Source organism: Prevotella sp. P5-64 (assembly GCF_002251285.1).
GTDB lineage: Bacteria > Bacteroidota > Bacteroidia > Bacteroidales > Bacteroidaceae > Prevotella.
In genome coordinates this window covers 1-22890 of sequence record NZ_NPJK01000003.1, presented here as the reverse complement: position 1 = coordinate 22890, position 22890 = coordinate 1, and the positions used below count along the sequence as shown (strand labels likewise).

Genomic DNA, 22890 nt, shown 5'->3' with positions numbered 1-22890 from the left:
GTGGAGTCGGCGTAGGTGTAGCCGTGCGGGTCGGCAGAATGGTCTGGGCGCGGCCAGGTCTGGTTTGGCTGTCAGCCCGAAAACTTTTACGCCATTTGTTTCCCTACCTCAGAAAAATTGTGTAAGTTTGCACGTATGAAAGCAAAGGTATTCTTTTTGACGGCAGTAGCTGCTTTGATGCTGCTGTCGTGTGGCCCCACAGAGAGTGACAATGCCGCAGCGCTTGTGGCCCAGATAGAGCAGCTCTATGCCGATGGCAAGTATCAGACGGTGCTTGACTCTATCACCTCGCTGCGCCAGCGTTATCCCAAGGAGGTTGAGGCCCGTCGCCGTGTGCTCCCCATCTGGCAGGATGCGTCGTTGCGCATCGCCCAGGCCGACATCGCCCGCACCGACTCGGCTCTCCAGGCGACCATCGCCGAGATGGCGGCTGCTAAGACCATCCGCGAGCGCAACTTCATCGGCATACGCCGCGACTCGCTGCAGGTGCGCTATGATGTGCTTGTGGGTACGGTGCGCGTGATACACCGCCGCCAACAGGAAAAATAATACGGGCACGGCAAATCGTGTCGGCAAAGTTTTGCTGTTTCTTGATAAATCAGTAACTTTGCACTACCTATTATATATATATGGCAGTAAATACAGAAGACCAGTTTAAGGATACGGTCAGCGAGTGTCGCTCGCTTTTTGAAAAGAAACTCCACGACTACGGAGCATCATGGCGCATATTGCGTCCATCATCGCTTACCGACCAGTTGTACATCAAGGCCAAGCGCATACGCTCTCTCGAGATCAAGAAAGAGTCGCTGGTAGGCGAGGGCATCCGTCCGGAGTTTATCGCCCTTATCAATTATGGCATTATAGGTCTTATCCAGCTTGCGCGAGGTTTTGCCGACAGCGTGGATATCACCCCCGCCGAGGCTCTCGGTCTCTACGACCACTATGCCGCTGAAGTCCTGGAACTCATGATACGCAAGAACCACGACTACGATGAGGCGTGGCGTTCTATGCGTGTGAGTAGCTATACCGACCTTATTCTCACCAAGATAGAACGTATCAAGGAAATCGAGGATCTGCATGGCCAGGTGCTCGTGTCTGAAGGCATAGACGCCAACTATATGGATGTAATCAACTATGCCGTATTTGGTGCCATCAAGTTGAAAGAGAGTGAACAGGCTTAAGACCATAGCGACCAATATCTGCCGTGCGGTGCTGGCAGTGACATTCATCTTCTCGGGATATGTCAAGGCCATCGACCCTCTGGGTACCCAGTACAAGATACGCGATTATCTCACGGCGCTTTCGATTGGCGACTACGTGCCCGACTGGCTCACGCTGGGTTCGTCGGTGGCGTTGGCATCTCTCGAGTTTGCGTTGGGCATCTTCATCCTCTTCGCCATACGCCGCCGGTTTACCACCCGGGTGATACTGGCGTTTATGGCGGTGATGACCCTCATCACGGTGTGGATAGCGATAGCCAACCCCGTGAGCGACTGTGGCTGCTTCGGCGACGCCATCACCCTCACCAATGTGCAGACACTGCTCAAGAACGTGGTGCTCACGGCCTGTGCCGTAGTGGTGTGCCGCTGCCGCGAGCGTATGTTCCGCTTCGTGTCGGAGAACAACCAGTGGATAGTCGTCAACTATACCGTCATCTATATCGTAGCCACCAGCATCTACAGCCTGTACCTGCTGCCGCGCTTCGATTTCCGCCCCTATCATGTGGGAGCCAACATCCGCGAGGGTATGGAGATACCCGAGGGCGCCAAGATGCCCCGCTACGAGAATACCTTTGTGATGGAGAAAAACGGGGAGCGTCGCGAGTTTACCCTCGACAACTATCCCGACTCCACATGGACATTCGTAGAGCGCAAGAGTGAACTCGTGGAAGAAGGCTACGTGCCTCCCATCCACGACTTTACCATTACCGACAATGCTACCGGTGACGACATCACCCAGCAGATACTCGACGACAAGGGATATACTTTCCTGCTCGTCTCGCCCCATCTCGAGAGTGCCGATGATACCAATTTCGGCGACATAGACCAACTCTACGAGTACTGTCAGGCGCAAGGAGTCCCGTTCTATTGCCTCACGGCGAGTGGCGAGGATGCCATCCAGCACTGGCGCGACATCACCGGAGCCGAGTACCCCTTCTGTATGAGCGACGAGACCACGCTGAAGACCGTCATACGCAGCAATCCGGGTCTGGTGCTCATCAAGGACGGCACCGTGATACGCAAGTGGAGCCACAACGGGCTGCCCAAGTCGGAAGAACTCAACGGCCCGCTCGCCCAGATAGAGATAGGCCAGATGGACGATGTCAGCGTGGCGCGCAAGATAGCCTCCATCCTCTCCTGGTTTGTCCTGCCCCTCATGCTGCTCGTCATTGGAGACCGACTGTGGGCCTGGAGCCGCTGGGTGAGGAACAAGGAATCAAAAATGAGATACTTTAACTTCAATAAAAACAACAAGAAAATGAGAAAGAAAATTGTAGCAGGTAACTGGAAGATGAATCTGAACCTGCAGGAGGGCGTAGCTCTCGCAAAGGAGATTAACGAGGCTTTGGTACAGGACAAGCCTAACTGCGATGTAATAATCTGTACTCCTTTCATCCACTTGGCAAGCGTAGCCCAGGTGCTCGACGCCAACGTAGTGGGTCTGGGTGCTGAGAACTGCGCCGACAAGGAGAAAGGTGCATACACCGGTGAGGTTTCTGCCGCTATGGTTAAGTCTACCGGAGCTCAGTATGTTATCCTCGGCCACTCAGAGCGTCGCGAGTATTACGGCGAGACCGCTGAGATGCTGAAGGAGAAGGTACAGCTCGCCCTCGCCAACGGCCTGAAGGTTATCTTCTGCTGCGGTGAGACTCTCGAGGAGCGCGAGGCAGAGCGTCAGAACGAGGTTGTAAAGGCCGAGCTCGACGGTTCTGTATTCAACCTCACTGCTGAGGAGTGGAAGAACATCATCCTGGCTTACGAACCCATCTGGGCTATCGGTACCGGCAAGACTGCTACTTCTGACCAGGCTCAGGAGATGCTGGCTTACATCCGTTCTATCGTTGCCGAGAAGTACGGTCAGGAAGTTGCCGACGAGACATCAATCCTCTACGGCGGTAGCTGCAAGGCTTCCAACGCTCCTGAGCTCTTCGCCAAGCCCGACATCGACGGTGGTCTTATCGGTGGCGCTTCTCTGAAGGCTGCTGACTTCAAGGGCATCATCGACGCTTGGAAGAAATAATCGCTAAACCATTACAGGGCATCTGGCTTCATGACCTACGGGTCGGGGGAAGCCCGATGCCCTTTTACTTAATCCTTAGATAAATGAGTAGATTACTTGCCATCATTCTCGTCGCCATCATCGGCTCGCTGACTTCTGCCCGCGCGCAGAATTTCATGCAACATATCCGCAAGACCGAGGCGGGCAAAGGTACTGTCACCGTGACCCAGAGTGAGGAGATAGACAGGCTCGTCAATGGCAAGGTTCAGACGCCAGCTGCCGACGCCAAGACTCAGACCAAGACCAATCACCCCACAACATCTGCCGACGCCCGTAAGCCCGGCGACAAGCCCGTGGCTGCCCACGGCGACAAGCCCCACAAGGATGCGCCCCACAGCCCATCCGCCAATCACAACGAAAACGAAGAAGAGACACCTGCCGTGGATATGAGCAAGAAGGTCATGCGCAACGGTTACAAGATTAACGGTTACCGTGTACAGGCCTACGCTGGAGGTAACACCCGGCAAGACCGCATCGCGGCTGAGCGTGTCCGCAACGCCATAAAGATGAAATTCCCTAACCAACCCGTCTACGTTCATTTCTATTCGCCCCGATGGATTTGCCGTGTGGGCAACTACCGCAACTATGAGGAAGCGGCGTGGATGCTCGGACAACTCAAGAAGATGGGTTACAAGTCGGCCACCATCGTCAAGGGAAAAATCACCGTCCAATACTGATTGCTAACAGACAACTACAATGACAATAGAACCAGAATACCGGCCCGGGCTCGACGAGCTGGCTTCCCATTATCATGATATCCTTGCCCTTCTGGGCGAAGACCCACAGCGCGAGGGGCTCCAGAAGACTCCCATGCGTGTGGCCAAAGCCATGCAGGTGCTCACCCGAGGTTACCAGCAGGACCCCAAGAAGGTACTGACCGATGCCCTCTTCAAGGAAGAGTACAGCCAGATGGTAATCGTCAAGGATATCGACTTTTTCTCTATGTGCGAGCACCACATGTTGCCCTTCTACGGCAAGGCTCATGTAGCCTACATCCCCAATGGCTACATTACCGGACTGAGCAAGATAGCCCGGGTGGTCGATATCTTCTCCCACCGACTGCAGGTGCAGGAGCGGCTCACCCAGCAGATTAAGGAGTGCATCGACGAGACCCTACACCCGCTGGGCGTGATGGTCGTGGTCGAGGCCAAGCACATGTGTATGCAGATGCGCGGCGTGGAGAAGCAGAACTCCATCACCACCACGAGCGACTTCAGTGGCGCCTTCAACCAGGCCAAGACCCGCGAAGAGTTTATGAACCTTCTCCGTGGCGAGAGCCGCCGTTTCTAACCCTCAAACACTACGTTATGATACGATTTATCTCATGGAATGTCAATGGCCTGCGTGCCTGTGTGGGCAAGGGCTTTGAAGATATCTTCCGCGAGTTGGACGCCGATTTCTTCTGCTTGCAGGAGACCAAGATGCAGGCCGGCCAGCTCGACCTCCAGTTTGACGGCTACCACTCCTTCTGGAACTATGCCGACAAGAAGGGCTACTCCGGCACAGCCATCTACACCCGCCACGAGCCGTTGAGCGTCGCCTATGGCATAGGCATCGACGAGCACGACCATGAGGGTCGCGTCATCACGCTCGAGATGCCCCAGTTCTATCTCGTCACCGTCTATACGCCCAATTCACAGGACGAGCTGCGCCGTTTGGACTACCGCATGCAGTGGGAGCGCGACTTCCAGGACTATCTGCTCCGCCTCAACGCCCACAAGCCCGTCGTCGTCTGTGGCGACATGAATGTGGCCCACGAGGAGATAGACCTCAAAAATCCCAAGACCAACCGCCGCAACGCCGGATTTACCGACGAGGAGCGCGAGGCCATGACCCGTCTGCTCGACAGCGGCTTTGTCGACACCTTCCGCCGTCTGCATCCCGACGAGGTGACCTACAGCTGGTGGTCCTACCGATTCCGTGCCCGTGAGAAGAACACCGGGTGGCGCATCGACTACTTCCTCGTCTCCGAGAGCCTCGCCCCCCAGGTGGCAGAAGCCAAGATACACACCCAGATTATGGGTAGCGACCACTGCCCCGTAGAGGTAGACCTCGACTTGGGCTGACCCGACGCTCCCGAGGTCTCTACAGCCTCGCCCTATACGATAATATCCGCAATGCCTCCCTTTTGGGCATTGCGGATATTTCTTTTCCGACCCTCTCTCAGCCTCCGGCCAAGGCGCGGCTGGCGTAGCGGTCGTCAGGAGTGGTCTCTGTCGGCTTACTTGTTAGGGTAAGTCATGTTTTCGGGCTTGATGTCTGTCAGCACCTCATCCACATACTTGCGCGACTCCCATTTGGCCATCGGCAGGTCGTGCAGCAGATAGTTGCCACAGTCTCTCGGTGCAGCGCCGGGTATCTCGCCTTCAAAGTTGGCCACGAACTCAAACGTGCGCTTCATCAGCCCCACGATATCGCTGCTCTTCAGGTCGCCTCTCAACAGCAGATAACACCCTGTAAGACAACCCATAGGGCCCCAGTAGATGACGCGGTCGCGCCATTCTTCATCGTTGCGCAGATAGGTGGCAGCCAGATGCTCTATCGTGTGGATGGCGCCCACGTGCAGAGCCGGTTCGCGGTTGGGTTCCTTCATGCGTATGTCAAAGGTGGTGACCACCTCGCCGCCCACCTGGTCCTTGCGGCTCACATAGATGCCACGCAGCAGCTGCTCGTGGTCTATCGTAAAACTTGGTATCTTCTCCATATTTCTCTTGTTGTGGTTTATCTTATGTTGTCGAGGAAGCGGCGCGTCACGCCGAATGAGTTGTCGGCCAGACGGTCCCAGAAATCCACGTACATGGCAGCCTTGTCGTCGCGCAGCGGCACATCGCTGATGATGCGCATCGAGACAAAGGGCACGCCATAGATGTGGCAGGTCTGGGCGATGCCGCAGCTTTCCATATCCACAGCCTGGGCTTCGGGGAAGTGGCCCATGATTTCGCGCATCTTCTCGCGGCTGTTCACAAACCAGTCTCCGCTCACGATGAGGCCCTTGCGCAGCGTCACCTCGCTCTCTGCCATGGTGCGGTCTATGGCTTCTGCCACACATGCAGCGGCACTATAGCGTGTCGGCATGCCCTGCACCTGACCGTAGTCGTTGTCGTCGCCGCAGTACACGTCGTGATAGGCATACTCGGTGCCCACCACCACGTTCTGCACGTCGAGTGTGGGGTCGGCGCCGCCAGCCACGCCGGTCGATATCACCAGTTCGGGCTTGTAGCGGTTTATCATCTCCACCGTGCAGATGGCAGCGTTGACCTTGCCTATGCCGCTCTGTTGCAGTATGAGTGTGTGGCGCCCCATCTCTCCCGTCACCACGGTTCTGCCGTGATGCTCTGTGGTCGTGGCGTGGTCCAGCAGTTTTGCCAGTTGGGCAAACTCCTTGTCCATAGCCACGATTATTGCTATCTTCATAATCTCTGTCTTTAATTTGTTCTGCAAAATTACGCCAATAAGCCTATATGTGGGCCTAAATAATAGTTAAATAACCCTAACCGCCGCCTCCGCACCCATATTGACCATGTCGGGATGGTCCGCCACGGCTGTCGCCATCTTCGGGGTAGGGCAGAAAGTCCTGCCCATGCCCTCAGCGCTCATTTTGTGGTTTGATTTCACGGTTTCATGCACCGATATCACTATTTCCGAGTTTGCATTTCCCATTTCATGCTTCGCCTTCCATTTGTTTGCATGCCCGGCAGAGTTGTCGTTGGATGCGTAGCGTCCGTTGGCAAGCTCCATTCCAGAAAATCCCAAGGGGAAGAAGCCAATAAGAGGCCCCATCCCAGCCGTTCCCAAGGCGAAGGAGTTTCATACAATCACCATAAACACAGCAAGAATGGACTCCCATACAGGGGCAGGGGAGGGGCTCCTACTCGGAACCTCCACAAGCAGTAGCAACTCTGTAGGAGTTGCGATTTCATAGCCCAGGGTTGCGGGCGAAGTCCGCTACCCTGGGTAACAGCCTAAGTAATGTAGCAACTCTGAAGGAGTTGCGATTAGCCGTAGGCGTTACTCGCAGCAGGATAATGGGCTGCTATTTGGTGGAGGAGATTATTGGATTGAGTATAACGCCTTCGGCTAAGCGCAACACTTACAGCGTTGCTATCCTTTTTTGTATCAATACCCAGGGTAGAGGCGCTGCACGCCTCAACCCTGGGCTGGGGAAGCGCAACTCCTACAGAGTTGCTGGGGGTGCGTACCGTCCACAATGGGCTAATAATACCGCCGTCATGGGTAGAGGCGTTGCACGCCTCAACCCTGGGCTGGGGAAGCAGCAATTCCTACAGAGTTGCCGGGGGTGCGTAGCGTCCACGATGGGCTAATAATACCGCCGTCATGGGTAGAGGCGCTGCACGCCTCAACCCTGGGCTGGGGAAGCGCAACTCCTACAGAGTTGCCGGGGGTGCGTAGCGTCCACGATGGGCTACTCATGCTTCTGTCATCGGCTCACTGCTCTCTGCTCAAGTGGATGACAAAACCGTTGCCGCTCAAGAAGCGGTCGGCGAAAATCTTGTAGCCGTGGCCGTTGGACAACTCGCCTTCAGGACCCTGGAACCCCAGCGCGCCCATCTCGTGGCGCAGCTTGTTCCACACCTCTTCGTCGGTCATCGAAATACTCACGAGCGGAGCCGTGGCAGGTTGACCTGCACCGGCTATGGCTATGAGCGTGGCCTTGTCGCTACTTACGTTGACCATGCTCCCCATCTCGTCGGCGTCGCAGCCCTGGGTGTAGATGGTGGCGCGTCCCACCTGGTAGATTTCGTTGATGGCGCTGCGCACATAGCCCATCTCGCCCATCATCTCGTCCACCTTCCCAGCCTCGCGCAGTCCCTTCACCGCCGTGCCGCTCGTCTCTATGAGGTCGGCTATGTCTATGGCGCGCTCTATCGAGATACAGCGCGTCTTGATTTCCTGCTCCGTGGCAGGCTGGGCCAGAGCCGCTGCCGCCCGCTTCTCCTGCGGTGTGGCGTCGGCAGCCGAAGTCTTGGGTTTGCAACCAATCAGCACGAGAGCCGACATGAGGGTTATGGCCCATAGCGGGCGCGAGAAGAGGGTGGTGGTCATACGCTTGATGGTTTTCTGATTATTTGCTGCGAAGATAGGCAGAAAAAGCGAGAAAGCCGCCAGTAAGGTGAAAAAAATGCGTAATTTTGTGACGATTATGGACAATAAAGCATTTTCGGCCGCTCTCTTCAAGTGGGCTCATCGCCACTGGCGCGAACTCCCTTGGCGCGGATGCGGCGACCCCTATGCCATCTGGCTTTCCGAGATTATCCTCCAGCAGACACGCATCAGCCAGGGCACGAAGTACTGGTTGCGGTTCATGCACGCCTATCCCACCGTGGCAGACCTGGCGGCCGCCAGCGAAGACGAGGTGCTCAAGCTGTGGCAAGGACTGGGTTACTACTCGCGGGCGCGCAATCTCCACGCCGCAGCGCGGCAGATAGTGGAGCGCGGAGCCTTCCCCGATACCTACCAGGAGATACGTCGCCTCAAGGGAGTGGGCGACTACACCGCTGCCGCCATCGCCTCGATGGCTTTCGGGCTGCCCCATGCCGCCGTCGACGGCAATGTCTATCGCATCCTTGCCCGCATCTTCGCCATCTCTACCCCCATCGACTCTACCCAGGGCAAGCACGAGTTTCAGCAGTTGGCCGACGCGCTCTGCCCGACCGACGAGGCAGGCTACTGGAACCAGGCCATGATGGACTTTGGCGCCCTGCAGTGCAAACCCAAAGGTCCCGGTTGCGGCAGCTGCCCATTTGCCGACATGTGTGAGGCTCGCCGCCTCGGGCAGACGGCCTCCTTCCCCGTCAAGGAGGGCCGTGTGAAGCACCGCGACCGCTACTTCACCTATTATTATATTACGCGCGCGCACGAGGTGCTCTTCCACCGCCGCGGCACCGATGACATCTGGCGATCGCTGTGGGAACCTGTGCTCGTAGAGGGCGACGCCGCGTCGCTCGACGATGCCGGGCGCGTGGTCAAGCATGTGCTCACCCACCAGACCATCTATGCCCAGCTCATCCGTATCGACGCTACCCGTCTGACAGACCATGAGCCGCTGCCCTATGGCCTCCCGCCGATAGCGCAGCTGCTGAAGGAATATCGCTGGGCCACCCCCGACGAGCGCGAGGGCTACGCCATGCCACGGCTGATGGACAAACTGCTCGCCGACAGGTAGCCGTCGCCGCCCGTCGCCCCTGCCGCCACGCCGACGGTGGCAGCGGATGCTCGCCAGGCCGCCGGCAGAAGGGCAAAAGTCACGTTAATTGCCGATTATGTTGGCTTATTCTCATATTTTCATTATCTTTGCAGCGATTTATAATACATTAATACTTACAGCCCTTAACGGGCGAGGAGTAAACAATACCAACAACAATGAATATACTGAAGAAATACTGGCTCGATGCAGCCGCAGTAGTTTTGTTTGCGCTGATAGCGTTTGTCTATTTCATGCCTGCCGACCTTGACGGCCGCATCCTCTACCGCCACGACTCGTCGGCGGGTCGCGGAGCTGGTCAGGAGCAGTCGGAATATCACGCCCGCACCGGCGAAGTGTCGCGCTGGACCAACGCCACATTCAGCGGCATGCCCACCTATCAGACTGCGCCGTCGTATTCGAGTACCAACGGTCTGCAGAAGGTCATGGACGCCTACCATCTGTGGCTTCCCGAGAATGTGTGGTACGTCTTTGCCTACCTCTTGGGCTTCTACATCCTGCTGCGCGCCTTCGACTTCCGCAAGGAGCTGGCTGTGCTGGGATCCATCATCTGGGCGTTCTCGTCGTACTTCTTCATCATCATCGCCGCGGGCCACATCTGGAAGGTGATGGCGCTGGCCTATCTTCCGCCCATGATTGCCGGCGTGGTGCTGGCCTATCGCGGTCGCTACCTGAGCGGCTTGCTGCTCACAGCCATCTTCACCGCTTTTGAGGTCAAGGCCAACCACGTGCAGATGACCTACTACTATCTGTTCATCATCCTCTTCATGGTGATAGCCTTCCTCGTTGAGGCCATCCGCAGCCACCGCCTCGACCGCTTTGCCAAAGCCACCGCCGTCTGCTTCGTGGGCGCCGCGCTGGGCATCTGCATCAATCTGAGCAACCTTTACCACACCTGGCAGTATGGCCAGGAGAGCATGCGCGGAAAGAGCGAGCTGGTCAAGAAGAACGCCGCCAACCAGACCAGCAGTGGACTGGACCGCGACTACATCACCCAGTGGAGCTACGGCATCGACGAGACATGGACGCTGCTCATCCCCAATGTCAAGGGAGGCGCCTCTGTGCCCCTCGCAGCCAATGAGACCGCTATGGAGAAGGCCAACCCTGAGTTCTACCCTATCTACCAGCAGATAGGACAGTACTGGGGCGAACAGCCCGGTACCAGCGGCCCCGTCTACGTGGGTGCCTTTGTGCTCATGCTCTTCGTCCTCGGTCTCTTCATCGTCAAGGGGCCCATGAAGTGGGCTCTGCTCGCAGCCACCGTGCTGAGTGTACTCCTCTCGTGGGGTCGCAACTTCATGCCCTTTACCGATTTCTTCCTCGACTACGTGCCCCTCTACGCCAAGTTCCGCACCGTGGCGTCTATCCTTGTGATAGCCGAGTTTACCATCCCTCTGCTTGCCATGATGGCGCTGCGCCGCATCGTGGAAGACCCGCAGGTGCTCACCCGCAATATGCGCTGGGTCTACGTGAGCTTCGGCCTCACCGCCGGCGTGGCTCTGCTCTTCGCCCTCATGCCCGGCTTCTTCTTCAACGACTTCATCTCTTCGTCCGAGCGTGTGGCGCTCGGCCAGGTACCCGACGAGTATCGTCACGCCCTTATGGCCAATCTCACCGAGATGCGTCAGGCCGTGATGACCGCCGACTGCTGGCGCTCGTTCTGGATTGTTACCGTGGGCGTGGTGATGCTGCTGCTCTACCGCATCAACAAGCTCAAGGCTGCCTATATGATTGCCGGCGTGGGCGTGCTCTGCCTGGTAGATATGTGGCAGGTCAACAAGCGCTACCTCAATGACGGCATGTTTGTAGAGAAGAGCGTGCGCGAGGCACCCCAGCCCATGAGCCACACCGACCAGCTCATCCTCAAGGACAAGGGTCTGGACTATCGTGTGCTCAATCTCGCCACCAATACCTTCAACGAGAACGAGACCTCTTACTACCACAAGAGCATCGGAGGCTATCATGCCGCCAAGCTGCGCCGCTACCAGGAGATGATAGAGGCTTACATCAATCCCCAGATGTCGCGTATCATGAAGGCAGTGGCCGACAGCGACGGCGACATGACCCGCGTCAACGGCGACTCGCTCTTCCCCGTGCTCAATATGCTCAACACCAAGTATATCATCGTCCCCCTGCAGGGCGGACAGACCGTGCCTCTGCTCAATCCTTATGCCTACGGCAACGCATGGTTTGTAGACCGGCTCACCTTTGCCGACAACGCCAACCAGGAGATAGAGCGCATAGGCCAGATTGACCTGCGCCACGAGGCTGTGGCCGACAAGCGCTTTGCCGACGTGCTGGGCGAGGCTGTGGCGCAAGACAAGAACTCTGTGGCCAAACTCCTCGCCTATGAGCCCAACCAGCTGACCTACGAGGTAAGCTCTGACAAGGGCGGCGTGCTCGTCTTCTCCGAGGTCTACTATCCCGGATGGACCGCCACCATCGACGGACAGCCTGCCGAGCTGGGCCGCGTCAACTACATCCTGCGCGCGCTCCGCGTGCCTGCCGGCAAGCATCAGGTCAAGCTCGCCTTCTTCCCCAAGAGCGTCGATACCACTGAGACCATAGCCTATGTGGCTTATGTGGTGCTGCTGCTCATCATCGTGGGCGGACTCTACGACACCTGGCGCCGCAAGAAGAATAATCAAACGACACATTAATACTCTATAAGATATGAAGAAACTGCTCTCCCTGCCCCCCAATCTGGTGGGATGTTTCCATGACATAACCGGTCTGTCTGATACCGAATGGTTCTGCACCAACGACCCCGTGGGCCGCAAGCTCGGCTCGGGTGGCGGCACCACCTGGCTGCTCCAGGCGTGCTACGAAGCCCATGGCAATGGCCGTAGCTTCGACGAGTGGCTCGCTGCCGACCGTCGTCTGCTGCTCCATGCCGGCGGACAGAGCCGAAGACTGCCCTCATACGCCCCTTCGGGCAAGATACTCACGCCCATTCCCGTGTTCAGATGGGAGCGCGGCCAGCGCCTGTCTCAAGACCTGCTCTCCCTGCAGGTGCCCCTCTATCAGCGCATCATGAACCAGGCGCCCGAGGGGCTGCGCACGATGATTGTCAGCGGCGATGTCTACATCCGCGCTACCCAGGCGCTCCAGCCCATCCCCGATGCTGACGTGGTGTGCTATGGCCTGTGGCTCGGACCCGAAATAGCCAAGGACCACGGCGTCTTTGTCTCTTCCCACCAGACTCCCACCCAGCTCAAGTGTATGCTTCAGAAGCCATCGATGCAGACGCTGGGTCAGCTGCAGAAAGAGCATTTCTATCTGACCGACATCGGCGTGTGGCTGTTGTCCGACCGCGCCGTCAAGGTGCTCATGCGCCGCTCTATGCGCGACGGCGAGGTGACCAACTATGACATGTACGGCGATTTTGGCTGCTGTCTCGGCACCGACCCCACCATCGACGACCCCGAGGTCAACGACCTCAAGGTGGCCATACTGCCTCTGCCCGGCGGAGAGTTCTATCACTTCGGTACGTCGCACGAGATAGTCTCGTCTATGGTCGACATCCAGAATATCGTCAACGACCAGCGCGAGATCATGCACCACTCGCTCAAGCCCCATCCCTCCATGTTCACCCAGAACTCTGAAGTGGAGATTAAGATTACCGAACACAACCAGAACCTCTGGATTGAAAACAGCTGTGTGAGCGCCCAGTGGACCATAGCCCATGAGAATATCATCACTGGTGTGCCCCGCAATCAGTGGAAGATAGAACTCCGTCCCGGCCAGTGTGTCGACATCGTGCCCATCGGCGACGAGAGCTACGCCATACGCCCCTATGGCTTCAACGACAAGTTCCGCGGCGACATCACCGATGGTGTGACCGAATACTTGGGTGAACCTTTCACCCGTTGGACCGAAGAGCGCGGCATCGATGCCGCCGCCATCGAGGGCAAGGACGACCTGCAGTCGGCCCGCATCTTCCCCGTGGTCGACAATATCAACGACGCCGGCCTTGTACTGAGATGGATGCTCAACGAGCCTTATCAGCAGGGTGGCCGCGTGGTATGGAACGAGGCCCAGCGTCTCAGCGCCGACGAGATTTCGGCCCAGGCCAATCTGCGTCGTCTCGTCGAGCAGCGCAGGGAAAACCGTGCGCAGAACTGGTCGTTCCTCTCCCACAACTACGCCCACAGCGTGTTCTATCAGGTAGACCTCGACGATGCCGCCCATGAGTTTGCCGCCAACCACATAGCCGAGCCCACACCCCTGCCTGCCGACGAGCCTCTGCTCACCCGCATCCACGATGCCATGTTCCGCTCCGAGTTGCAGCGACTCAATGGTAAGGACGGCTCCGAGAGCGAGGGCCGCGCCTTCAGTCTGCTGCGCGAAGGCCTCACCCAGACCGTGCTCGCCCAGAAGCAGCATCCCCGTCTCTCGGTCTACTCCGACCAGATAGTATGGGGTCGCAGCCCTGTCCGCATCGACATCGCCGGTGGCTGGACCGACACCCCTCCCTTCTGCCTTATGGAGGGCGGCAACGTCATCAACCTCGCCATCGAGCTCAATGGTCAGCCGCCTCTGCAGACTTATGTCAAGCCCTGCCGCGACCATCATATCATCCTGCGCAGTATCGACCTCGGCGCTTCTGAGGTCATCACCACTTTTGAAGAGCTGCGCGACTTCCACCATGTGGGCAGTCCGTTCTCCATACCCAAAGCAGCACTGGCGCTGGCGGGCTTCCTGCCCGAGTATTCGGCTGAGCAGTATCAGTCGTTGGCGCAGCAACTTGCCGCCTTCGGCTGTGGTATCGAGGTGACGCTGCTCTCTGCTATTCCCGCAGGGTCGGGCTTGGGCACGAGCAGCCTCTTGGCTTCGACCGTACTTGGCGCCATCAACGACTTCTGTGGTCTCATGTGGGACAAGAACGAGATTGGCCGTCGCACCCTTGTGCTCGAACAGCTCCTTACCACCGGCGGCGGATGGCAAGACCAGTTTGGCGGTCTGCTCCAGGGCATCAAGCTGCTGCAGACGGGCAAGGGCTTTGACCAGAACCCAGTAGTGCGCTGGTTGCCGTCATCTCTCTACACCCAGCCCGAGTACCGCGCGTGTCATCTGCTCTACTATACGGGCATCACCCGCACCGCCAAGAAGATACTGGCAGAGATTGTGCGCCGCATGTTCCTCAACCAGCACGACGAACTGGCGTTGCTCCGCGAGATGAAGCAGCATACCATCGATATGTTTGAAGCCATCCAGCGCGAGAACTTCGACGAGATGGGCCGGCTGGTCCGCAAGACTTGGCAGCAGAACCAGCTGCTCGACAGCGGTACCAACCCAGCCGAGGTGGCTCGCCTTACCTCGCTCATCGATGACCTCTGCCTCGGTTACAAGCTGCCCGGAGCCGGTGGAGGTGGTTACCTCTACATGGTGGCTAAAGACCCCGAGGCTGCAGCCCGCATCAAGCAGATTCTCCGTGAGAACCGTCTCAACGCCAATGCCCGCTTCGTCGATATGTCGCTCAGCGACAAGGGTCTTCAGATCAGCCGCAGTTGAGGCCACGACATATGTAGAATCAGAACTTACTATAACAGTCAGAACGCAAATGCCCACCCCCACGGCATTTGCGTTCTGCGTTTTATCCCGTATGTCTGGCTGCGCGGAGGGCCTCGGCAGAAGGGCCCCGATTTGCTTCCGCCATTCCCGTAAGTATACTCCTCCTTCCACAAGGTCATCACTTGAGTACAGAGATTATCTCCGGCGGTCTGGAGATTGTCTCGGCTGAGCTGGAGGGTAACTCTGGCGGCTCGTATCGATTGAAACGAGGGCTCGTGTCGTTTGAAACGTGAGTCCGTGCCTTTCGTTACGTGGCCTCGTGCCTTCTGATACGAGCCAGCCAAGAGCTCTCGGGCGCGAGTCAATGGGCTTCGGGCGTGAGCCGATGGGCTTCGGGCTCGACCGATATGGCTTGGCGTAAGACTATGCATGGATAGCCGTCAGCCTTGGCAGCCTTGCCGCCTGCTGCTGTTCCCTATAACAGCAGACACGGGCAAGTCTCTGTGGATAGAGGCTTGCCCGTGTCTTGTGGGGTGGGGTGCGGAGTGTGGGTTATGGCTGGCTGTCGTCGAGAAATCCCTGTCGGCGCAGCGCCTTGATGAGCGTGGCCGACATGGCTTCGTTGTCCTTGCGCGTGTAGCGGATGTCGGTGAATATCTGGGCGAGGGTCTGCACGTTGTTGATTTCCACGAAGTGGCGGTTCTCCTCGGTGGCTTCCTTCTCGGCATAGGCGGCGTCGATGCGTTCGGGCGTATAGTCGGCGTAGGTCTCCTCGTGCACGATGGCGCTCAACGGCAGACGGTCGGTCTGCGCCGGATGCTCGTCGGGCCAACCCAGAGTGATGGTGGCGACGGGGAATACCAGCGGGGGCAGCTGCAGGGTGTCGATGATGGCCTCGGGGCAGTAGACGGTGGTACCCAGGAAGCAGAGCCCCAGCCCCTCGGCCTCTGCCATGTTGCAGAAGGTCTGGCAGTAGAGCAGTGCGTCGGTGGCGGCATTGATGAAACTCAGCAGGTTGTCGTATCCGGGATGGCCCTGTCGCTGCTCTGCCCACAGGGTGGTGCGCCTGTAGTCGGCACAGAAGGTGAGCACCACGGGGGCTTGGGTCACCATAGGCTGGGAGAAATGGGCGGGAGCGAGCCGCGCCTTCATCTCGTCGCTGCGGGTCACTACGACCGAATATAGTTGCAGGTTGCCCATCGTCTGGGTACGTTCGGCATCGCTGAGCAGCCGATGGAGCAGCGCCTCGTCAATGGGCTGCTGGGTATAGCGGCGTATGGAACGCCTGGAAGTAAACTGTGTCATCTTTTTGGAAAATTTTTCTGCGACAAAGTTATCTAAAGTTTTCCAAAACGGAAAACAAATAATCGATTTCTTTTATGAAAAATTCCATGAAAACGCTCGCTCATGTTGAAAAAATGTAGTAGCTTTGTAGTCCGACATATTATAATAATTATCCAACTTGTTATGAGCGAACTGAAAACATATTCTTACGACGAAGCATACCGTGCCACGCTCGCCTATTTTGACGGCGATGAGCTGGCAGCCCGAGTATGGGTCAACAAGTATGCCATGAAAGACAGCGCGGGCAACATCTATGAGCAGACGCCCACAGATATGCACTGGCGAATAGCCAATGAGATCGCGCGAATAGAGAACAACTATGACAATCCGATGAGCGCCCAGGAGGTGTTCGATGTGATTGACCATTTCAGATACATAGTGCCTGCCGGAAGCCCCATGACGGGTATCGGCAACAACCATCAGGTGGCCTCGCTGAGCAACTGCTTTGTGATAGGCCTCGACGGTGACGCCGACTCTTATGGCGCCATCATGCGTATCGATGAGGAACAGGTGCAGCTCATGAAGCGCCGCGGCGGCGTGGGTCACGATCTGAGCCAGCTGCGCCCCAAGGGTTCGCCCGTCAACAACTCTGCCCTCACCTCTACCGGACTGGTGCCCTTTATGGAGCGATTCTCCAACTCTACACGTGAGGTGGCTCAGGATGGACGCCGTGGAGCGCTGATGCTCTCGGTGAGTATCAAGCACCCGGACTCTGAGGCGTTTATCGACGCCAAGATGACCGAGGGCAAGGTGACTGGCGCCAATGTGAGCGTGAAACTTGATGACGCCTTCATGCAGGCAGCCGTCGACGGGAGCGACTATGTACAGCAGTTCCCCATCGACAGCGACCAGCCGATGATGACAAAGACCATCAATGCCCGCCAGTTGTGGGAGAAGATAGTACACAACGCATGGCAGAGCGCCGAGCCAGGTGTGCTCTTTTGGGATACCATTCTCCGCGAGAGCATCCCCGACTGCTATGCCGACCTCGGCTTCCGCACAGTGAGTACCAATCCCTGTGGCGAGATACCTCTCTGTCCCTACGACAGCTGTCGACTGCTGTGTGTCAACCTCTACAGCTACGTGGTCAACCCCTTCACCCCCGAAGCCCGTTTCGACTTCGACCTCTTCCGTCGTCATGCCCGCGCTGCCCAACGCATCATGGACGACATCGTAGACCTGGAGATGGAGAAGATAGACCAGATAATGGACAAGATTAAGCACGATCCCCAGAGCGATGAGGTCAAGGAGGCCGAGTATCATCTCTGGGAGAAGATACGCCACAAGAGCGGTCAGGGCCGTCGCATCGGTGTGGGCATCACCGCCGAGGGCGATATGCTCGCTGCCATGGGCCTGCGCTACGGCACCCAGGAGGCTACCGACTTCAGCGTCGAGGTACACCGTACCCTCGCCCTTGGCGTCTATCGTGCCTCGGTCGATATGGCTCGCGAGCGTGGCGCCTTTGCCATCTATGATGCTCACCGCGAGGAAGCCAACCCCTTCATCGGCCGCATCCGTGAGGCCGACCCCGAGCTCTATGCCGATATGGTCAAGTATGGCCGTCGCAATATAGCCTGTCTCACCATCGCGCCGACAGGCACCACGTCGCTCATGACGCAGACCACATCGGGTATCGAGCCCGTATTCATGCCCGTCTACAAGCGTCGCCGCAAGGTCAACCCCAATGACGCCGATGTGCATGTGGACTATGTAGACGAGGTAGGCGACAGCTTCGAGGAGTATATCGTCTACCACCGCAAGTTCCTCACCTGGATGGAGGTCAACGGCATGGATATCCACAAGCGTTACTCGCAGGAAGAGATAGACCAGCTGGTAGCTCGCTCGCCTTACTACAAGGCTACTGCCAATGATGTGGACTGGCTCATGAAGGTCAAGATGCAGGGCGCCATCCAGAAGTGGGTAGACCACTCTATCTCCGTGACCGTCAATCTGCCCAACGAGGTCGACGAGGCTCTCGTCAACCGTCTCTACGTCGAAGCCTGGCGCTCCGGGTGCAAGGGCTGTACCATCTATCGCGACGGCAGCCGCTCGGGCGTGATGATGTCGGTAAGCAAGAAGGACAAGAAGAAGGAGAAGAACCATCAGGCCGAGGCTGCGGCTTCGCCCTGCCAGCGTCCGGCTGTCACCGAGACCCGTCCCAAGGAACTCGTGTGCGATGTGGTGCGCTTCCAGAACAACCGCGAGAAGTGGGTGGCTTTTGTAGGACTGCTCGACGGCTATCCCTATGAAATCTTCACTGGTCTGCAGGACGACGAGGAAGGTATCGTGCTGCCCAAGACCGTCACTCGTGGCAAGATAATCAAGCAGACCAATGAGGACGGCAGCCATCGCTATGACTTCCAGTTTGAAAACAAGCGCGGCTACAAGACTACTGTCGAGGGCTTGTCTCAGAAGTTCAACCCCGAGTATTGGAACTATGCCAAGCTCATCTCGGGTGTGCTGCGCTACCGTATGCCTATCGACCACGTCATCAAACTTGTAGGTTCGCTCCAGCTTAATGATGAAAGCATTAACACTTGGAAGAACGGCGTGGAGCGCGCACTCAAGAAGTACATCGCCGACGGTACTCAGGCCAAGGGACAGATGTGCCCTGCCTGTGGTCAGGAAACCCTTGTCTACCAGGAGGGCTGCCTCATCTGCACCAACTGCGGTGCCAGCCGTTGCGGTTGATGCCTTATATATAATCGTTGACACCTTATATATAATAATAGCAATCACTAAGATGAAACTCAACTCCAGTTATATTTATCTGCAAGACCTGCGCTTTCACGCCTATCACGGTGTGGAGGCGCAGGAGCGTATTGTGGGCAACGACTATCTGATGGACGTGCGCCTGCAATATCCTGTCGACCAAGCTATGCTCAGCGACAATGTGCTCGACACCGTCAACTATGCCGATGTCTACCGTGTGCTCGAACAGGAGATGCAGGTGCCCAGCAATCTGCTCGAGCGCGTGGCTTACCGCATTGCCGACCGCATCTTCCGTCGCTTCGCCTTTATCAAGAGCCTCGACATCAGGCTCACCAAGCTCAACCCGCCTATGGGTACCAATATGGGTGGCGCCGGTGTGGAACTCCACTTTGACAATGACCATGCTTAGCGCCGGGAGCAGAGCCTCTGTGGCGGGGGTGCCCCAAGCGGTCATGGACTACGGTGCGCCTACGCCATCTTTCATTTCCACTCTCATATAAGTCAAACTAAAACTTTTATCTATGAAATCGATTGTCATTATACTCATGTCGTGTCTGGTCGCAGTGACAGTCTCTGCGCAGGGAATTATCCGCAGACCGGCAGCAACTAAACCCAAGCCAACAGCAACTAAACCCAAGCCAACAGTAAGGAAACCCCAGAGTCGCGGCAGTAGTGCCGTAAGGCCCAAGCCTGCCCATCCGAAGAAGGAAGACCCCATCAACTCGCTGGCAGAGCCTCTGCGCTCCCACCTCAAGAAACTCATGGCCGATATGGTGCTGGTAGAGGGCGGTACGTATATGATGGGTAATCCAGATAGGGATAGGAATGACGAGTACGCTAAAGATGTGCCACATGAAGTTACCCTCAGCTCGTTTTATATCTGCAAGTATGAGGTCACCGAGGCGCTTTGGACCGCTGTGATGGGCAGTAATCCGTCAAGAGATAAGTTGGGAGACAACTATCCGGTTGAACGAGTAAACTGGTATGACTGTCAGGACTTCGTAGAGAAGCTAAGCGAATTGACCGGACGCCACTTCCGTCTGCCTACAGAGGCCGAATGGGAGTATGCTGCACGTGGTGGCAAGCGCAGTCGTGGTTATAGATATAGCGGAAGCTACGCTCTTGATGAAATAGGATGGCATGTAGGTAATGCACATTACTACAAGAGGGAAGTAGGAACCAAAAAGCCCAATGAACTGGGCCTTTATGACATGACTGGAAATGTGAGTGAATGGTGCCAGGACAAATTAGACATCGAATATTATCATCATAGTCCATCCATTAATCCCCAGGGGCCGGATAGAAGTACATACAAAGATAACCGTTGCTTTAGAGGTGGCTCGTTCTGTGATGAGGAGAAGTATGACGAGTTGAAAGTATATACACGCAATACTGGGATGCCCCCAGAGGAAAAATATGGCCATCTCGGGCTGCGTTTGGCCATGTCTGTAAACTAATGGCTCCGTCGGGTTTATGGTAACGAGAAGACGCTTACCCTGCGTTATGCCCTCGCCTTCGGCCGAATGGTCGAGGAGCGTTGCCCCGATGTGCGAGTCATCTGTGTCTGCATGCGTGATGACCATGCTTAGCGCCGAGAGCAGACCCTCTGCGGCGGGGATGCCCCGGGCGGTCATGGGCCACGGCGCGCCCACGCCATCTGTTATTTCCACTCTCATGTAAGTCAAACTAATACTTTTATCTATGAAATCGATTATCATTATGCTCATGTCGTGTCTGGTCGCAGTGACAGTCTCTGCGCAGGGAATTATCCGCAGACCGGCAGCAACTAAACCCAAGCCAACAGCAACCAAACCCAAGCCCACAGTAAGGAAACCCCAGAGTCGCGGCAGAAGTGCCGTAAGGCCCAAGCCTGCCCATCCGAAGAAGGTAGACCCCATCAACTCGCTGGCAGAGCCTCTGCGTATCCACCTCAAGAAACTCATGGCCGATATGGTGCTGGTAGAGGGCGGTACGTATATGATGGGTAATCCAGATAGGGATAGGAATGACGAGTACGCTGAAGATGTGCCACATGAAGTTACCCTCAGCTCGTTTTATATCTGCAAGTATGAGGTCACCGAGGCGCTTTGGACCGCTGTGATGGGCAGTAATCCGTCATATCATAAACTGGGAGACAACTATCCGGTTGAACAAGTAAACTGGTATGACTGCCAGAACTTCGTAGAGAAGCTAAGCGAATTGACCGGACGCCACTTCCGTCTGCCTACAGAGGCCGAATGGGAGTATGCTGCACGTGGCGGCAAGCGCAGTCGTGGTTATAGATATAGCGGAAGCTACGCTCTTGATGAAATAGGATGGCATGCAGGTAATGCCAAGCGGTATTCTTGGAGTTCATTGGGTGACAAGAAAGAAGTGGGAACCAAAAAGCCCAATGAATTGGGCCTTTATGACATGACTGGAAATGTGAGGGAATGGTGCCATGACAAGCATAGCGATGATTATTATCGCCATAGTCCTGCCATTAATCCCCAAGGACCGGATAGGAGTACATCCAAAGATAACCGTTGCCTGAGAGGTGGCTCGGTCTGGGATGATGATAAGTATGACGAGTTGAAAGTATATCATCGCCCTCGTGGTGGGATGCCCCCAGAGGAAAAATATGGCCATCTCGGGCTGCGTTTGGCCATGTCTGTAAACTAATGGCTCCGTCGGGTTTATGGTAACGGCGCCGAAGACACTTAATAAATGATAAAACTTGACAGCCGCTGGCGGTTTTATGATGAATATTTGTTAATTTTGCACTGTTATTCATGTAGATATGATTAAGCGAACAGTCTTGGCTCTCTTGCTGGCGCTCCTTACCATCCCGATGATGGCCGACGGGCGCCGATTTACCCTGGTCATCGACGCCGGCCACGGCGGTCACGACTTTGGTGCACCCGGAGCCGTAACCAATGAGAAGACGCTTACCCTGCGTTATGCCCTCGCCTTCGGCCGAATGGTCGAGGAGCGTTGCCCCGATGTGCGAGTCATCTATACCCGTAAGCGTGATGTGTTTATCAAGTTGATAGACCGTGCCGAAATCGCCAACCGCAACAAGGCCGACCTCTTCATGTCATTCCATATCAACGCCGTCGAAGGCAGCCGCTCGGCACGTGGTTTCCAGACCTGGACGTTGGGCCGTGGAGCCAGCACCGGCAACAAGGGCATCATGGAAAACCTCGATGTCGCCAAGCGAGAGAACTCCGTAATCTTGATGGAGAAAGACTACAAGCAGGTGTATAAAGGCATAGACCAGAACTCTGCCGAGAGCGACATCATGTTTGAGTTTATCGCCGACAAGAACCGCGAGCGCAGTGTGGAGCTTGCCAAACTCATGCAGCGAGAGGTGTGCCGCGCCACCGGACGTATCAATGCCGGCGCCCACCAGAACAACCTTGCCGTGCTGCGTCTCTCGTCAATGCCCAGCTGCCTCCTGGAACTCGGCTTCATATCCACCCCCGACGAGGAGCGTTTCCTCAACTCCGATGCAGCGCTCACCCTCTACACCCAAGGCATCTTCAACGCCTTCTTGCAGTACAAGATGCGATTTGCAGACAAGATTACCGTACCTTACAAGTCAGACGACAACACCCCGAGGGCGTTGCCGCAGATAGTACCCGACGAGTATCGCAAGCAGCAGCCTGCTGCCCCGGCACCCGCAGCCACCTCGCAGTCCCAGATAGCGGTGACGCGCCAGGCAGCCACTGTAGATGCCCAGCGCCAGGCAGCCACCCCCGACACCGCCCAGACTACCCCCGCTCCGAAGGCCAAAGCCAAGACTTCCGCCCCTGCTCCCACAGCGCCCGCGCCTGTAG

The 22890-nt window shown here is 56.7% G+C and carries 20 protein-coding genes; 14 read left to right on the top strand and 6 right to left on the bottom strand.

Going from position 1 to position 22890, the window contains the following annotated elements:
• The first annotated feature begins 135 nt into the window (after positions 1 to 135).
• The 6 genes from CIK87_RS00320 (at position 136) to CIK87_RS00295 (ending at position 5345) form a co-directional block, all read left to right on the top strand.
• Positions 136 to 549: a hypothetical protein gene (locus tag CIK87_RS00320; protein WP_173823463.1), complete on the top strand. Its 414-nt coding sequence runs from the start codon at positions 136 to 138 to the stop codon at positions 547 to 549.
• A gap of 80 nt (positions 550 to 629) precedes the next feature.
• A complete protein-coding gene (locus tag CIK87_RS00315; RefSeq protein ID WP_094384487.1) occupies positions 630 to 1181 on the top strand; it encodes a DUF1599 domain-containing protein in 552 nt (183 codons plus the stop codon).
• Positions 1168 to 3240, top strand: coding sequence for a BT_3928 family protein (locus CIK87_RS00310; protein ID WP_094384485.1), 2073 nt, complete (start codon positions 1168 to 1170; stop codon positions 3238 to 3240). Before CIK87_RS00315 ends, CIK87_RS00310 begins: the two co-directional genes overlap by 14 nt.
• A gap of 83 nt (positions 3241 to 3323) precedes the next feature.
• Positions 3324 to 3956 (top strand): SPOR domain-containing protein, encoded by a 633-nt coding sequence (locus tag CIK87_RS00305; RefSeq protein ID WP_022309796.1) that lies wholly within the window; start codon positions 3324 to 3326, stop codon positions 3954 to 3956.
• A gap of 19 nt (positions 3957 to 3975) precedes the next feature.
• The gene (gene folE, locus CIK87_RS00300) at positions 3976 to 4569 is read left to right on the top strand and encodes a GTP cyclohydrolase I FolE (protein WP_022309795.1); all 594 of its coding nucleotides are present in this window, start codon (positions 3976 to 3978) and stop codon (positions 4567 to 4569) included.
• 20 nt (positions 4570 to 4589) lie between these two features.
• Positions 4590 to 5345, top strand: a complete 756-nt coding sequence (locus CIK87_RS00295; RefSeq protein WP_094384529.1) for an exodeoxyribonuclease III — start codon at positions 4590 to 4592, stop codon at positions 5343 to 5345.
• A gap of 155 nt (positions 5346 to 5500) precedes the next feature.
• Here the strand turns inward: CIK87_RS00295 and CIK87_RS00290 are convergent, their stop codons facing one another.
• The 5 genes from CIK87_RS00290 to CIK87_RS00270 all read right to left on the bottom strand — a co-directional run bounded on the left by CIK87_RS00290 (position 5501) and on the right by CIK87_RS00270 (position 8343).
• Positions 5501 to 5983 carry an S-ribosylhomocysteine lyase gene (locus CIK87_RS00290; protein WP_094384483.1) on the bottom strand — a complete coding sequence of 161 codons (483 nt, stop codon included), beginning with the start codon at positions 5981 to 5983 and terminating at the stop codon, positions 5501 to 5503.
• A 17-nt stretch (positions 5984 to 6000) separates the two neighbouring features.
• A complete protein-coding gene (locus CIK87_RS00285) occupies positions 6001 to 6693 on the bottom strand; it encodes a 5'-methylthioadenosine/adenosylhomocysteine nucleosidase (protein ID WP_022309792.1) in 693 nt (230 codons plus the stop codon).
• 66 nt (positions 6694 to 6759) lie between these two features.
• Positions 6760 to 7059 (bottom strand): hypothetical protein, encoded by a 300-nt coding sequence (locus tag CIK87_RS00280; RefSeq protein WP_094384481.1) that lies wholly within the window; start codon positions 7057 to 7059, stop codon positions 6760 to 6762.
• Between the two features lie 471 nt (positions 7060 to 7530).
• On the bottom strand, positions 7531 to 7710 hold the full coding sequence (locus CIK87_RS13815; protein ID WP_144007831.1) for a hypothetical protein: 180 nt from the start codon (positions 7708 to 7710) through the stop codon (positions 7531 to 7533).
• A gap of 15 nt (positions 7711 to 7725) precedes the next feature.
• A complete protein-coding gene (locus CIK87_RS00270) occupies positions 7726 to 8343 on the bottom strand; it encodes a hypothetical protein (protein ID WP_094384477.1) in 618 nt (205 codons plus the stop codon).
• 97 nt (positions 8344 to 8440) lie between these two features.
• On the opposite strand from CIK87_RS00270, the gene mutY reads away from it, so the two are divergent.
• From mutY to CIK87_RS00255, 3 genes are all read left to right on the top strand, one after another.
• A complete protein-coding gene (gene mutY / locus CIK87_RS00265) occupies positions 8441 to 9463 on the top strand; it encodes an A/G-specific adenine glycosylase (protein ID WP_094384475.1) in 1023 nt (340 codons plus the stop codon).
• A gap of 197 nt (positions 9464 to 9660) precedes the next feature.
• Positions 9661 to 12162, top strand: coding sequence for a YfhO family protein (locus CIK87_RS00260; RefSeq protein ID WP_094384473.1), 2502 nt, complete (start codon positions 9661 to 9663; stop codon positions 12160 to 12162).
• 13 nt (positions 12163 to 12175) lie between these two features.
• The gene (locus CIK87_RS00255; RefSeq protein ID WP_094384471.1) at positions 12176 to 15016 is read left to right on the top strand and encodes a bifunctional fucokinase/fucose-1-phosphate guanylyltransferase; all 2841 of its coding nucleotides are present in this window, start codon (positions 12176 to 12178) and stop codon (positions 15014 to 15016) included.
• 552 nt (positions 15017 to 15568) lie between these two features.
• On the opposite strand, the gene CIK87_RS00250 is transcribed toward CIK87_RS00255, so the two are convergent.
• On the bottom strand, positions 15569 to 16321 hold the full coding sequence (locus CIK87_RS00250) for a nitroreductase family protein (protein ID WP_094384469.1): 753 nt from the start codon (positions 16319 to 16321) through the stop codon (positions 15569 to 15571).
• A gap of 162 nt (positions 16322 to 16483) precedes the next feature.
• Between CIK87_RS00250 and CIK87_RS00245 the strand changes: the two genes are divergently transcribed.
• From CIK87_RS00245 to CIK87_RS00225, 5 genes are all read left to right on the top strand, one after another.
• Complete coding sequence (locus tag CIK87_RS00245) at positions 16484 to 19051, top strand: adenosylcobalamin-dependent ribonucleoside-diphosphate reductase (RefSeq protein WP_094384467.1); 2568 nt, start codon at positions 16484 to 16486, stop codon at positions 19049 to 19051.
• Between the two features lie 52 nt (positions 19052 to 19103).
• Positions 19104 to 19481, top strand: coding sequence for a dihydroneopterin aldolase (gene folB / locus CIK87_RS00240; protein ID WP_094384465.1), 378 nt, complete (start codon positions 19104 to 19106; stop codon positions 19479 to 19481).
• A 112-nt stretch (positions 19482 to 19593) separates the two neighbouring features.
• A complete protein-coding gene (locus tag CIK87_RS00235) occupies positions 19594 to 20529 on the top strand; it encodes an SUMF1/EgtB/PvdO family nonheme iron enzyme (RefSeq protein WP_094384463.1) in 936 nt (311 codons plus the stop codon).
• 244 nt (positions 20530 to 20773) lie between these two features.
• Entirely contained in the window at positions 20774 to 21733 is a 960-nt protein-coding gene (locus CIK87_RS00230; RefSeq protein ID WP_094384460.1) for an SUMF1/EgtB/PvdO family nonheme iron enzyme, read from the top strand.
• A gap of 118 nt (positions 21734 to 21851) precedes the next feature.
• Positions 21852 to 22890: N-acetylmuramoyl-L-alanine amidase (locus CIK87_RS00225; protein WP_144008044.1), on the top strand; the 1039-nt coding region annotated here is incomplete at its 3' end.